This is a genomic window from Streptomyces silvae (assembly GCF_016745505.1).
GTDB classification, from domain to species: Bacteria; Actinomycetota; Actinomycetes; order Streptomycetales; family Streptomycetaceae; genus Streptomyces; species Streptomyces silvae.
The window spans coordinates 15,962-29,487 of the sequence record NZ_JAERUC010000134.1 but is presented as its reverse complement, the minus strand read 5'-3'; the positions used below and the strand labels follow the sequence as shown (position 1 = coordinate 29,487).

Here is a 13,526-nt window from a genome sequence, read left to right as displayed (position 1 = left end):
TCCGGCGAGCGCCCCGCTCAGCTCTGGTTGAAGAAGCCGTCGGCCGGCCGGCCGACGGCTTCGCCGTTGACCACCTGGGTGTGGGCGGGGGTCAGCAGGAAGACCCTGGTCGCCACGCGCTCGATGGAGCCGCGCAGCCCGAAGGTCAGTCCCGCCGCGAAGTCCACGACGCGCTTCGCGTCGGTGGGGTCCATCGACGTGAGGTTGACGATCACCGGCACACCGTCCCGGAACAGCTCGCCGATCCCACGCGCGTCCCGGAAGCTGTCCGGGGTGACGGTGGCGATCCGGCGGCCCGTGTCCTCGGCCTTCTCGGAGGCCACCTGCACGCGGGGGTCGGTCACCCATGGCTGATTCGTGCCGGTCTCCGCATCCTCGGAGTACTCGTCGTCGTAGTACCGCTCGTCGTTGTCCTCCACGAGGCCCAGCCAGGCGCTCGCCTTGCGCACCGATCCCATGGACGCCTCCTCTCACCGCGGTTCGTTGGTGTTCCGTATCTCTTTCCTATCCCTATGGTCGTCCATGATGCGGATACAGCGCCAAGGGGATAGGCGCCGTGCGCGCGATTCGTGACGCTACTGGTGCAGAAGATGTGGCGATTCGTCAGGGTTCGTACCGCATAGGGGGGCTTGCGGAAGGAAAATATGATGCACCCGCCCGTACGGGTGAGATGGGGGGCGTACGGGTGAACGGAGCGCTCGGTACGATGCACGCCGCGCCGGAGTACGGGCGCGGCTCATCAGGTGAACGGCTCCCGGGGGATCGTCGTGTTCGGAATCGTGAGGCCCTGTACCCATCGGCTGTCCGAAGGGCTCAAGACCGAGTGGATGGCTCATCTCTGCGGGCTCTGCCTCGCGCTCCGCGCGGACCACGGGCAGTTCGCCCGAGTCGTCACGAACTACGATGGCCTGATCGTCTCGGTCCTGACGGAGGCTCAGTCCGAGCGCACCGCCGGGCTGCGGCGCACCGCCGGCCCGTGCCCGCTGCGCTCCATGCGGACGGCACCGGTCGCCCGGGGCGAAGGGGCCAGGCTCGCCGCTGCCGTGTCGCTCGTCCTGGCGTCCGCGAAGGTGCGCGACCATGTCGCCGACCGCGACGGGCTGTTGAAGCGGCGCCCGGTGGCCGCCGCCGCACGCCGGGTCGCCGCCGGCTGGGACCGGGCCGGGGCCCGCACCGGAGCGGAGCTCGGCTTCGACACCGCCGTCCTGGTCGACGCCGTCGACCGGCAGACCGGCATCGAGTCCCTCGCCGGACCTGGCACCTCCCTGCTGACCGTCACCGAGCCCACCGAGACGGCGACGGCCGCGGCCTTCGCGCACACCGCCGTACTCGCGGGCAGGCCGGGCAACGCCGAGCCGCTGGCCGAGGCCGGCCGGCTCTTCGGGCGGCTCGCGCATCTGCTGGATGCCGTGGAGGACCGCGAGGCTGACGCCGCGTCGGGTGCCTGGAACCCGCTCACCGCGACCGGCACCCCGCTCGCCGAGGCCCGCCGGCTGTGCGACGACGCGCTGCACGGCGTACGCCTGGCGCTGCGCGACGCGGAGCTCACCGACGGCGCGCTGGCCCATGTGCTCCTGGTGCACGAGCTGCGGCGCTCCGTGGACCGGGCCTTCGGCTCCACCGCGTGCTCGCACCAGGCGGGCGGGCAGCCCTCGGGCTCCTTCGGACCGCCGCCCGGCAACCCGTACGCGCCGACGCCGGGCGGTCCGTACGGTCCCCCCGGACCGCCGCTCCCGCCCGAGCCGCCCCGCAACCGCCGCGGTCTCATCGCCGGCTGCCTGGTCTGGGCCGGCCTCGCCTGCACCTGCCAGATGTGCTGCGCGAGCAACTTCAACGACCCCTGGAGCGGCCAGGAGCGCGAGGGGCTCTGCCACAAGGGCGACTGCTGTGACTGGTGCGAGGGCTGCGGGGAGGGCTGCAGCTGCTGCGGCAACTGCTGCAGCTGCTGCGAGAGCTGCGACTGCGGGTGCGACTGCTGATCCGGCGTCAGGCGGCCGCCGGGGTCGCACCCGGCGGCCTCACTTGACCTCGGGCGGCGAGATCTGCGAGGTCTCGATCGCCGACCCGGTGGTGCCCCACTTCTTCAGGATGCGGTCGTAGGTCCCGTCGGCCTTGAGGCCGTTCACCGCTGCCTGGAAGGCCGGCGCCAGCGGGGTGCCCTTCTTGAAGACGAAGCCGACGTCGAGGCGCTTGTACTCGTTGAGGAAGCGCAGCCCCTCCAGCTGGGCCACGCCGTAGCGCAGTCCGTTGATCGTGTTCATCACGATGTCGCTGCGGCCCTGCTGGAGCGAGATCCAGACGGCGGACGGATCGCCGTACGTCTTGACCTCGTACGGCTTCTTGCCCGCGTCGGAGCACAGGTGCTTGTTCTCCTCCAGCGTCGCCTCGAAGGTCGTCCCGGCGCCGGTGCCGATGGTCAGGCCGCAGAGCTGCGTGAGGTCGGTGACCTTCTTCAGATCGCTGTCGTCACGGACGGCGAAGCCCTGACCGTCGTTGATGTAGGTGACGAAGTCGATGGTCTTCCGGCGCTCGTCCGTCACCCCGAAGTTGCCCGTGCCCACGTCGTACTTGCCGCTGCCCAGGGCGGGCAGGATCGCCTCGAAGGCGGCGATCTCCCGCTTCAGCTTCAGCCCGAGCGCCTTGGCCACCGCGTCCGCGAAGTCGACGTCCGCCCCCGCGAGCGTCTTCCCGTCCTCCAGGTAGGCGGCGCCGCCGGGAGGCGAGCCGGTGGCGGACGCGATCGTCAGCGTGCCGGCCGCGCGCACCTTCTCGGGCAGCAGCTTCGCCGCGTCCTCGTTCTTCTTCACCGACGAGACCACGTCGGTCGTCGGGATCTTCCCCTTCGCCGGGGAGCCCGCGCCGGCCGGCGCGGTGGCGGGGTCGCCCGATCCGCAGGCACTGAGCGAGAGGGCGGCCACGGTGATCAGTGCGAAGGCAGCGGTCTGCCGGGTTCGGGGCATGACGGAGTTTCTCCGGATTCGTCGACCCCGCTCCGGAGCCAGGGCAGCACGGAGCGTCGGGGCGGGAGATCAGCTGTTACGAGGGGAGGGCCGAGCCATGTCGTGTACGCGAAGGAACGCAAGGGACTCCGCTCCAGCGCCGGCTACGGCGCGAGCGGGAGAAAAGGAAACGCAGGGCGTCAGCTCAACAGGAACAGGACCACACGCGACCGAAGTCGATGTGGGAGCGGGTGACCAGCCACTGCTGCGAATACATGGCCCAAGTGGAACAGGCATCCGGTGGCGCGTCAACTGAACTGAGACGTACAGCTCACACTCTGGACAAGCTTGACAACGGCACCCGGTGGCGCTTTTCTCAGAGGCGGACCGGCGCTGAGGGGCCCGGTCCACGTTGTGTTCGCGCTGAAGGCACGCCCCGTGTTCGATCTCTGCATCCACGGAGCCTTCGCATGTCCGCGCAGACAGAAGTCCCCACCCCGTCCCTTTCCGTCCCGCCGGGTGAGCACGCCGGGAAGGAAGAAGCCCCTCGCATCGTGCCCGTACGCCGAACAGGCAGGTGGGCGGCGGCCGTTGCCGTACTCCTCCTGCTCGCGGGGGCCCTCGTCTCGGTCGTCCGCAACAAGGCGTTCCAGTGGGACGTCGTGGGCGCCTACCTCACCACCGACTCCGTGCTGCGCGGCCTCGGGCTCACCCTGTGGCTCACCGGCCTCGTCGTGGTGCTCGGCTTCGCCCTCGGCACCGTGCTCGCCGTGCTCAGGCTCTCCGGCAACCCCGTCCTGCGGGCGGTGAGCTGGGGCTACATCTGGCTGTTCAGGTCCACACCGATCCTGGTCCAGCTGCTCTTCTGGTTCAACATCGGCGCCCTCTACCCGCAGATCCTCGGCGTCGACACGGTCAACCTCCTCAGCCCGATCGCCGTCGCCGTCATCGGACTCACGCTCCACGAGGCCGCGTACGCCGCCGAAGTGGTCCGCGGCGGCATCCTGTCCGTCGAGCGCGGCCAGCTGGAGGCGGCCCAGTCGCTCGGTCTCGGCCCCTGGCGCCGGTTCCGGCGGATCGTGCTGCCGCAGGCCATGCGCTCCATCGTGCCGCCCGCGGGCAACATGCTGATCGGCACGCTGAAGGGCACCTCGATCGTCAGCATCATCGCCGTGCAGGACCTGCTCTACTCCGCGCAGCTCGTCTACCACCGCACCTACGAGGTCATCCCGCTGCTGCTGGTCGCCACCCTCTGGTACGTCGCGATCACCTCCCTGCTGTCCGTCGGCCAGTACTACGTGGAGCGCCACTACGCACGCGGCACGGCAGGTGCCCGATGAGCGGCGCCCCGACCCTCGTCGTCATAGGCGGCGGCCCCCGCGGCACCGGTGTCATCGAACGCATAGCCGCCAACGCCGCCGAGCTGTACGGCGACCGGCCCCTGGACATCCACATCGTCGACCCGTACCCGCCGGGAGGCGGCCGGATATGGCGGCAGGACCAGTCCCCGCTGCTCTGGATGAACTCCATGGCCGAGGACGTCACCATGTTCACCGACGACACCGTCCAGCTGGAGGGCCCGGTCAGCCCCGGTCCCGCCCTGCACACCTGGGCCGCGGACGTCCGCGAGGGGCGCACCGTCATCTCCGCCGACCCCGCCGTGCTGGAGGAGATCCGGGGCCTCGGCGGCCAGGGCTTCCCCAGCCGGAGGCTGCAGAGCGCCTATCTGCGCTGGGTGTACGAGCAGGCGGTCGCCGCGCTCCCGCCCGGTATCACCGTCCACGAGCACACGGGCCACGCCCTGCGCGTCTCCGGGCCGCGCGGCGGCCGGCAGCGCGTACGGATCCAGGGGCGCGCCGAGCCGATCGAGGCCGACCTCGTCGTCCTCACCGTCGGCCACCTCGACGCCGAACCGGACGCCGAACAGCGCGAGCTGGCCGCCTTCGCCGCCCGGCACGGACTGGTCCACCTGCCGCCCGACTTCACCGCCGACACCGACCTGTCCGCCGTACCGGCCGGCGAGCCCGTCCTCGTACGCGGCTTCGGCCTCGCCTTCATCGACCTCATGGTGCTGCTCACCGAGGGGCGCGGCGGACGGTACGAGGACGGGGTCTACCTCCCCTCCGGCAGGGAGCCCGTCCTGTACGTCGGGTCGCGGCGCGGCGTGCCGTACCACTCCAAGATCGGCTACACCTGGGAGGGCGAACGGCCGCCCCTGCCAAGCCACTTCGGTGCCGCCCAGGTGGAGGAGCTGCTGCACGGGGGCGGCCCCGTGGACTTCCGGCGTGATCTGTGGCCGCTGATCGCCAAGGAGCTGGGCCACGCCCACTACCACCGGCTCTTCACCGCCCACCCCGAGCGCACCACCGTGGACCTCACCGACTTCGAGGAGAAGTACGCCGTCGCCGAGCACGGCAGCCCCGAGCTCGCGGCCCTCGTCGCCTCCGCAGTCCCCGACCCGGCCGACCGGCTCGACCTCGACGCCCTCGACCACCCGCTCGACGGGGTGCGCCACACCTCGTACGACTCACTGCAGGACGGGCTGCGCGCCTACATCACCGCCGACCTCGAACGCCGCCACGACCCCGCCCACAGCCCCGACCTCTCCGTCTTCCTCGGACTGCTCTCCGTCTACGGGCAGCTGACCGGGGCCGGCGACATCGGCGCCTGGTGGCACGGCTTCTTCAACTACATCGCCTCCGGGCCCCCGGGGCCACGGCTGCGCCAGCTCCTCGCCCTCTCGCAGGCCGGCGTCGTCCGCTTCCTGGGCGCCGGCATGACCGTCGAGTCCGACGAGGAACACGGGGTCTTCCGGGCCCGCAGCACCAGCGTGCCCGGGGCGTACACCGAGGCCCGCGCCCTGGTCGAGGCCCGGCTGCCCGACCCCTCGCTGCGCAGGACCCGCAGCCCGCTGCTGAGCGCGCTGTACGAGGACGGGGCGGCCGGCACCGACACGGGACTGCTCTCCGTGGACCCCGCCGACAGCCGGATCCTGGACACCGACGGCCGCCCGCACCCGCGCCGCTTCGCCCTTGGCCCGTACACCACCGCGCGCTCCGCCGGCGCCTTCACCCGCCCCCGCACCGGCGGCGCGGCCTTCCGGCAGAACGACGCCACCGCCCGCACGGCCCTCGCGTTCCTGCGCGACCTCTCCTGTCGGGACCGCCTCACCGCGTGAGCACGGCCCCTCTCCGTACCCCTGTCGCAGAAGGAACTCCCGCCATGTCGCTGACCAGCGATCCACCCGTCCACCCACCCGCCGGGACCGACCCCGGCCCGAAGCCCGCCGCCCAGGAGCACGAGACGCTGGAAGTCGTCCCCCTGCGCCACCCCTGGCGCTGGGTGGCCGTCGCGGCCACGGCCGTGCTGCTCGCCCAGTTCGTCAACGGCCTCGTCACCAACCCCGGCTGGGAGTGGGACGTCTTCGCCCGCTTCATCACCACCGAGACGATCCTCCACGCCGTCTGGGTCACGCTCCAGCTGACCTTCTACGGCACGGTGGTCGGCTTCGCGCTCGGCATCGTCCTGGCCTTCATGCGGCTGTCCGCCAGCCCGTTCCTCAGGGCGGTCTCGTACGCGTACATCTGGGCGTTCCGCTCCATCCCGCTCATCGTCCAGCTGCTCTTCTGGTTCAACCTGGCCTACCTCTACAAGGAACTCGAATTCGGCATCCCCTTCGGGCCCGGCTTCGTCTCCTTCGACACGATGAACCTCGTCGGCGCGATGAGCGCCGCCGTCCTCGGGCTCGCCCTGCACCAGGCGGCGTACGCGGCTGAGATCGTCCGGGGCGGCGTACTCGCCGTGGACAGCGGCCAGTTGGAAGCCGCCGCCGCGCTCGGCATACCGCGGCTGCGGCAGCTGCGGCGCATCGTGCTCCCGCAGGCCATGCGCTCCATCCTGCCGAACGCCGCCAACGAGATCATCTCCCTCTTCAAGGGCACCTCGATCGTCTCCGTGATGGCGATCGGCGAACTCTTCTACCAGGTCCAGGTCGTCTACGGGCGCAACGGCCGCGTGGTGCCCCTGCTCATGGTCGCCACCGCCTGGTACATCCTCCTGACCACCGTGCTCTCCGTCCTCCAGCACTACGTCGAACGCCACTACGCCAAGGGGGCCGTGCGATGAGCGCGACCGCAGAACCCGCAGAAGAAGTCACCGGACCCGACGCCATGGTCGAGATCCGCTCCGTCCACAAGAGCTTCGGCCCGCTCGAGGTGCTCCGCGGCATCGACCTGTCCGTACGCGCCGGAGAGGTGACCGTCGTCCTCGGCCCCTCCGGATCGGGCAAGTCCACCCTGCTGCGCACCATCAACCACCTGGAGAAGGTCGACCAGGGCTGGATCAACGTCGACGGCACCCTCGTCGGCTACCGCAGGTCCGGCAACAAGCTGTACGAGCTGCGCGAGCGCGAGGTCCTGCGCCAGCGCACCGCGATCGGCTTCGTCTTCCAGAACTTCAACCTCTTCCCGCACCTCACCGTCCTCGAGAACGTCATCGAGGCCCCGGTCGCCGCGCTCGGCCGTCCCCGCAAGGACGCCGTCGCCGCGGCCGAGAAGCTCCTGGCACGGGTCGGGCTCGCCGACAAGGCCGGCGCCTACCCCAAGCAGCTCTCCGGCGGTCAGCAGCAGCGCGTCGCGATCGCCCGCGCCCTCGCCCTGGAACCGAAACTGCTGCTCTTCGACGAGCCGACCTCGGCGCTCGACCCCGAACTCGTCGGCGAGGTCCTCGACGTCATCAAGGACCTGGCCCACGGGGGCACCACGATGATCGTCGTCACCCACGAGATCGGCTTCGCCCGCGAGGTCGCCGACACCGTCGTCTTCATGGACGAGGGACGGATCGTCGAGCAGGGCCCGCCCGCCGACGTACTCGACCACCCCGTCCAGGAGCGCACCCGCGCCTTCCTCTCCAAGGTCCTCTGACCCATGTCCCCGCAACCGCCCCGGAACCCGTCCCCGCAGTCAAGGAGCAGTCACATGACCATCCGCCGCACCCTCACCGCCGCCCTCGCCACGCTCACCGCCGCAGGGCTGCTCACCGCGTGCGGCGGCAGCGACGCCGCCGAGGACGTGATCAGCGCCAAGGGCCAGAAGGACACCGGTATCAACATCGGCCCCGACCAGAAGCGGATCAGAGGCAAGAAGGTGGACGCCATCGCGGCCGAGGTGCCGGCCGCGATCCGCGAGCGGGGCACACTGCGGATCGGCGGCAGTGCCGACAGTTCGCCGCCACTCGGCTTCTACGCGACCGACGACAAGACCAGGATCGGCGCCGACATCGACCTGGCGACGCTGCTCGCCGACACACTCGGACTGAAGCCGGTGTTCGAGCAGGTCTCCTGGGAGAACCTCTTCGTCGGCCTCGACAGCTCCAAGTTCGACGCGGTCCTCTCCAACGTCACCGTGACCGAGGAGCGCAAGGAGAAGTACGACTTCGCCACCTACCGGCTCGACAACATCGCCTTCGAGGCGAAGAAGGGCTCCGGCTGGAAGGTGAAGGGCCCGGCCGACGTGGCGGGCAAGACCATCGCCGTCTCCTCCGGCACCAACCAGGAGAAGATCCTCGTCGACTGGAGCGAGCAGAACGTCAAGGCCGGCCGGAAGCCGGTGGAGATCAAGTACTTCCAGAACATCACCGACTACTACATCGCCCTCCAGTCGGGCCGCATCGACGCCTACTTCGGCCCGAGCCCCTCCGCCAACTACCACGTCGCGTCGGCCGGCCAGTCCGAGGTCGTCGGCACGCTGTCCGGCGGAGGCGACGCCATCCAGGGGAAGATCGCCGCCACCACGAAGAAGGACAGCGGCCTGGTCGAGGCGTACGGCGCCGCGATCGACCACCTGGTCGAGGACGGCTCGTACGCCAAGGTGCTGAAGCGCTGGGGCCTGTCCAACGAGGCCGTCGAGAAGTCGGAGATCAACCCGCCCGGCCTGCCCAAGACCGAGAACTGACCCGAGAGGCCCCGCATGTCCGCCACCAGGCCCCTCCACCTCGCCGCCGAGATCGGAGGACCGCCGCGTTACGACGCCGGCTCCTACGCCGCGCTCGCCCGCCTCGCCGAAGGGGGCACCCTCGACTACGTCACCCTGAGCGACTCCTTCAACCGCCCCGGGCCCGACGCGCTCGCCGTACTGGCCCGCGTCGCCCCGGCCACCACCCGGATCGGCCTCGTGCCGACCGTCACCACCACCCACACCGAGCCCTTCCACGTCTCGTCCGCCGTCGCCACTCTCGACTGGGTCAGCAAGGGCCGGGCCGGCTGGCAGGCCGACGTGTCGACCACCGAGGCCGAGGCCCGGCTGTTCGGCCGCCGCCCGGCGGCCCCCGCCGCAGCCCTGTGGCAGGAGGCGGGGGAGACCGCCGACGTCGGGGCCCGGCTGTGGGACAGCTGGGAGGACGACGCGGAGATCCGGGACGTCGCCACCGGCCGCTTCATCGACCGCGACAAGCTGCACTACGTCGACTTCGAGGGCAGCACCTTCTCCGTCCGGGGCCCTGCCATCGTGCCCCGGCCGCCGCAGGGCCGGCCGGTCACCGTCATCGACGGCACGAGCGGCCCCGCCCGGGAGGCCGCCGCACGGCACGCCGACATCGTCCACGTACGGGCCACCTCGCCCGAACAGGCGGCCTCGCTCGCCGGTGAACTGCGCCGCGGCGCCGCCGCCCACGGCCGGGACCCCGAGGACCTGCGGATCCTGGTCGCCCTCACCGTCGACCTCGGGGACGCCGAGAAGACACCCGAACCCGGCCTGGAGAGCGGCCCGCAGCTGGCCGGGCGGGGCACCTACTTCCGGGGCGGCCCGGTCGACCTCGCCGAACTCATCACCCGGTGGCACCGGGGCGGAGCCGTGGACGGCTTCCACCTCACCCCCATCACGCCGGAGCGCGACCTGGAGAGGATCGTCAACGGGACCGTCGCCCTGCTCCAGCACCGCAGCCTGTTCCGCACCTTCTACCCGGGCGGCACACTCCGCGAGCACCTCGGCCTCGGCCGGCCGGCCAACCGCTACGCCCTCGCGAGGAACTCGGAGGGGACCTCATGAAACAGACGCCGAAACACATGCCGAAACAGATGCACCTCGCCGCCCACTTCCCGGGCGTCAACAGCACCACCGTGTGGACCGATCCACGCTCCCGGAGCCAGATCGACTTCACCTCCTTCGAGCACCTCGCCAGGACCGCGGAGCGCGGGAAGTTCGACTTCTTCTTCCTCGCGGAAGGGCTGCGGCTGCGCGAGCACAACGGCCGGATCCACGACCTGGACGTCGTCGGCCGCCCCGAGTCCCTCACGGTGCTCAACGCCCTCGCCGCCGTCACCGACCGCCTGGGGCTCGCCGCCACGGTCAACGCCACCTTCAACGAACCGTACGAACTGGCCCGGCGCCTCGCGACACTCGACCACCTCAGCGACGGGCGCGCCGCCTGGAACGTGGTGACCTCGTCCGACGCCTTCACCGGCGAGAACTTCCGCCGGGGCGGCTACCTCGACCGGGCCGACCTCCCCCAGGTTCTCGGCTCCGCTCGAACAGGGGGGACCCCCTACACCCGCGCCGCCGAGTTCGTCGCCACCGCACGGGAGCTGTGGGACTCCTGGACACCGGACGGCACCTCGCGCCCGTTCGCGCACTCCGGGCAGCACTTCGACATCTCCGGGGAGTTCACCGTCCCCCGCTCGCCCCAGGGGCACCCCGTCGTCATCCAGGCCGGGGACTCCGACGAGGGCCGGGAGTTCGCCGCGTCCGCGGCCGACGTCATCTTCACCCGGCACGGCACCCTGGAGGCCGGCCGGACGTTCTACGCCGACGTCAAGGCCCGCCTCGCGAAGTACGGCAGGGAGCCCGGCGACCTGAAGATCATGCCCGGGGTCACCGTCGTCCTGGGCGACACCGACGCCGAGGCCCAGCAGAACGCCGCCGAGATCCGCCACCAGCAGGTGTCCCCGCAGAACGCGATCCTCGCCCTCGAACAGATCTGGGGCCGCGACCTCTCCTCGTACGACCCCGACGGCCCCCTCCCGGACATCGACCCGGACCCCGGGTCGAGCCTGGTCCAGGGCCGGGTCAGGGTCGCGGACCCGCTGGCCGCCGCCGCGAAGTGGCGGGCGCTGTCCGAGGCCAAGGGGCTCTCCATCCGGCAGACGGCCATCGAGGCCACCGCACGGCAGTCCTTCATCGGTTCGCCCGCGACGGTCGCCGCCGAACTGGAGAAGTTCGTCACCGCCGAAGCGGCCGACGGCTTCATCCTCGTACCGCACCTCACCCCCGGCGGCCTCGACGGATTCGTCGACCAGGTCGTCCCGATCCTCCAGGAACGCGGAGTCTTCCGCACCGAATACACCGGCTCCACGCTGAGGTCGCACCTCGGCCTGGCCCGGCCCGTATGGAAAAGTTGACCGCATGAGCACGGACGCACAGCAGGACAGCGAGGAGTTCCACGCCTGGCAGCGCTGGCACGAGCGGCGCATCGTCGCCGTGGCCGCGCCGCACGGCCCGCTCTCCCTCACCGGCACCCACTGGCTCGCGGACCACCCGGAGGGTCGAATTCCGGCCGTACCCGGGCTGTGGCGCGAGGAGGACGGCGAGGTGGTGCTCACCGCCACCCCCGACGACGGGCTGACCGTCGACGCGAAGCCGCTGGCCGGAGAGGTCCGCCTCGCCGCCGACCGGGGCCCGATCGACACGTCCCGGGTGGCGCAGGGCCAGCGCCGGCTGGTCGTGCTGAGCCGCGAAGGCCTCTGGGCGGTCAGGGACTTCGACCCGCAGTCCCCGGCCCGGCAGGCCTTCCGGACCATCGACGCCACGCCGTACGACCCGAAGTGGTCGCTGGAGGGCACCTTCCGGCCGTACGCGTCCGACCGGACCGTCCGCGTCCAGAACGCCGACGGACGTGAGCGGGGGCTGGGGCTCTCCGGCGAGATCGCCTTCACCCTCGACGGCGCCGAGCACACCCTCCAGGTGGCGGTCGAGCCCGACGGCTCGCTCTGGGCCGTGTTCGCCGACGCCACCAGCGGGAACGGCAGCTACCGCTTCCGCTTCCTGCGGCCCGAGGCGCCCGACGCGGAGGGCCGGGTACGGGTCGACTTCAACCGCACCCTGCTGCCGCCGTGCGCCTTCGCCGACCACTTCATCTGCCCCTTCCCGCCGCCGGGCAACACCCTCACGGTGGCCGTCCCGGCGGGGGAGCGGAACCGTATCGACGGCTGACTCGTCCAAGTCCCGCCTGTCCCGTCCCGACCGTCCCGGCCGTGACGGCGCCGGCCCCAGGAGCCGCAGGGCTGCCCGGGGCCGGTGGGGGCATCCGGCGCCCCCGCATCCGGCCCGGCGCCCCTGCGTCCGGCCCGGCGCCCCGCATCCGGCCCGGCGCCTCCGCGTCCGAAAAGGCACCCTTGCGTGCCCGGCCGGCGCGCCTCAATACTCCCGAGCAGCGCCCGTCAGGAGTGCGACACATCCGGACTTCGCATGCTTTCCGGAACGCAGCCGTCGTTCTCCATGACCGCGCCTCACGGGCCCGGCCACCCCACAGGCGGGCCCCCGATTCCCCTCGGGAGGAACGAGAAGTGAGGATCAAGCGCATCAACCCCCGCCGCGGCAGCACCGCGAGACGCAGCCGGATCACGGCCGTCTCCGCGGGCCTCGTCGCCGTCGCAGCCCTCGCCGTCCCCGCGGCCAACGCCGGCCAGACCGGAACGTACAGCGCCGACCAGCTCAGCGCGGCGGGGGAAGCCGTGCTCGACGCCGATGTCGCCGGCACCGCCTGGAACACCGACCCGGCGACCGGACGCCTCCTCGTCACCGTGGACAGCACGGTCTCGCAGGCGGAGATCGACCACATCAAGAAGTCCGCGGGCGTCAACGCGGGCGCCCTGCGCATCGAACGCACCCCCGGGAAGTTCAGCAAGCTGATCTCGGGCGGCGACGCCGTCTACGCCTCCAGCTGGCGCTGTTCCCTCGGCTTCAACGTCCGCAGCGGCAGCACCTACTACTTCCTGACGGCCGGTCACTGCACCGACGGCGCCGGCACCTGGTGGTCCAACTCGGCCCACACCACGGTCCTCGGCACCACCGCGGGATCGAGCTTCCCCACCAACGACTACGGCATCGTCCGCTACACCAACACCTCCGTCACCAAGTCCGGAACCGTCGGCAGCCAGGACATCACCAGCGCCGCCAACGCCACCGTCGGCATGTCCGTCACCCGTCGCGGCTCCACCACCGGCATCCACAGCGGCTCCGTCACCGGCCTCAACGCCACGGTCAACTACGGCGGCGGCGACGTCGTCCAGGGCATGATCCGCACCAACGTGTGCGCCGAGCCCGGCGACTCCGGCGGCCCCCTCTACTCGGGCACCCGGGCGATCGGCCTCACCTCCGGGGGCAGCGGCGACTGCACCTCCGGCGGGACGACCTTCTTCCAGCCGGTCACCGAAGCACTGAGCGCGTACGGCGTCAGCGTGTTCTGACCCGGCCGGGCACCGCCGCACTCCCGTGAGCCCCCGCCGAACCCCGGCGGGGGCTCCCGTTCGGACCGCGGCTCTTGAGAGGATGTCAGGACGGTCGGTCGCAGAGGTACCACGGGGGGCGGACGCTG

Annotated in this window: 12 protein-coding genes; 10 read left to right on the top strand and 2 right to left on the bottom strand. The window is 71.4% G+C overall.

The features are described from left to right. Positions 1-17: 17 nt before the first annotated feature. The gene (locus JKV81_RS20085; protein ID WP_099177908.1) at positions 18-458 is read right to left on the bottom strand and encodes a cell division protein SepF; all 441 of its coding nucleotides are present in this window, start codon (positions 456-458) and stop codon (positions 18-20) included. A 309-nt stretch (positions 459-767) separates the two neighbouring features. Here JKV81_RS20085 and JKV81_RS20080 point away from each other — a divergent pair, with 309 nt between their 5' ends. Continuing rightward, positions 768-1,979: a DUF5685 family protein gene (locus JKV81_RS20080; RefSeq protein WP_202077032.1), complete on the top strand. Its 1,212-nt coding sequence runs from the start codon at positions 768-770 to the stop codon at positions 1,977-1,979. A 39-nt stretch (positions 1,980-2,018) separates the two neighbouring features. Here JKV81_RS20080 and JKV81_RS20075 read toward each other — a convergent pair whose 3' ends face one another. Further along, on the bottom strand, positions 2,019-2,960 hold the full coding sequence (locus JKV81_RS20075) for an ABC transporter substrate-binding protein (protein WP_202077030.1): 942 nt from the start codon (positions 2,958-2,960) through the stop codon (positions 2,019-2,021). 449 nt (positions 2,961-3,409) lie between these two features. Between JKV81_RS20075 and JKV81_RS20070 the strand changes: the two genes are divergently transcribed. The 9 genes from JKV81_RS20070 (at position 3,410) to JKV81_RS20030 (ending at position 13,398) form a co-directional block, all read left to right on the top strand. Beyond that, the gene (locus JKV81_RS20070) at positions 3,410-4,279 is read left to right on the top strand and encodes an amino acid ABC transporter permease (RefSeq protein WP_202077028.1); all 870 of its coding nucleotides are present in this window, start codon (positions 3,410-3,412) and stop codon (positions 4,277-4,279) included. Then, complete coding sequence (locus JKV81_RS20065; RefSeq protein WP_202077026.1) at positions 4,276-6,117, top strand: FAD/NAD(P)-binding protein; 1,842 nt, start codon at positions 4,276-4,278, stop codon at positions 6,115-6,117. Before JKV81_RS20070 ends, JKV81_RS20065 begins: the two co-directional genes overlap by 4 nt. A 44-nt stretch (positions 6,118-6,161) precedes the next feature. Next, positions 6,162-7,064 carry an amino acid ABC transporter permease gene (locus tag JKV81_RS20060; RefSeq protein ID WP_129261733.1) on the top strand — a complete coding sequence of 301 codons (903 nt, stop codon included), beginning with the start codon at positions 6,162-6,164 and terminating at the stop codon, positions 7,062-7,064. Positions 7,065-7,108: 44 nt separating this feature from the next. After that, positions 7,109-7,861: an amino acid ABC transporter ATP-binding protein gene (locus JKV81_RS20055; protein WP_129266891.1), complete on the top strand. Its 753-nt coding sequence runs from the start codon at positions 7,109-7,111 to the stop codon at positions 7,859-7,861. Positions 7,862-7,915: 54 nt separating this feature from the next. Further along, on the top strand, positions 7,916-8,890 hold the full coding sequence (locus tag JKV81_RS20050; RefSeq protein ID WP_129261731.1) for an ABC transporter substrate-binding protein: 975 nt from the start codon (positions 7,916-7,918) through the stop codon (positions 8,888-8,890). Between the two features lie 15 nt (positions 8,891-8,905). Then, positions 8,906-9,982, top strand: a complete 1,077-nt coding sequence (locus tag JKV81_RS20045; RefSeq protein WP_129261729.1) for an LLM class flavin-dependent oxidoreductase — start codon at positions 8,906-8,908, stop codon at positions 9,980-9,982. A 29-nt stretch (positions 9,983-10,011) separates the two neighbouring features. Then, positions 10,012-11,331: an NtaA/DmoA family FMN-dependent monooxygenase gene (locus tag JKV81_RS20040; protein ID WP_202077060.1), complete on the top strand. Its 1,320-nt coding sequence runs from the start codon at positions 10,012-10,014 to the stop codon at positions 11,329-11,331. Positions 11,332-11,335: 4 nt separating this feature from the next. Next, the gene (locus JKV81_RS20035; RefSeq protein WP_202077024.1) at positions 11,336-12,142 is read left to right on the top strand and encodes a DUF1684 domain-containing protein; all 807 of its coding nucleotides are present in this window, start codon (positions 11,336-11,338) and stop codon (positions 12,140-12,142) included. 353 nt (positions 12,143-12,495) lie between these two features. Next, positions 12,496-13,398: a S1 family peptidase gene (locus JKV81_RS20030; protein ID WP_202077023.1), complete on the top strand. Its 903-nt coding sequence runs from the start codon at positions 12,496-12,498 to the stop codon at positions 13,396-13,398. The last annotated feature ends 128 nt before the right edge of the window (positions 13,399-13,526 follow it).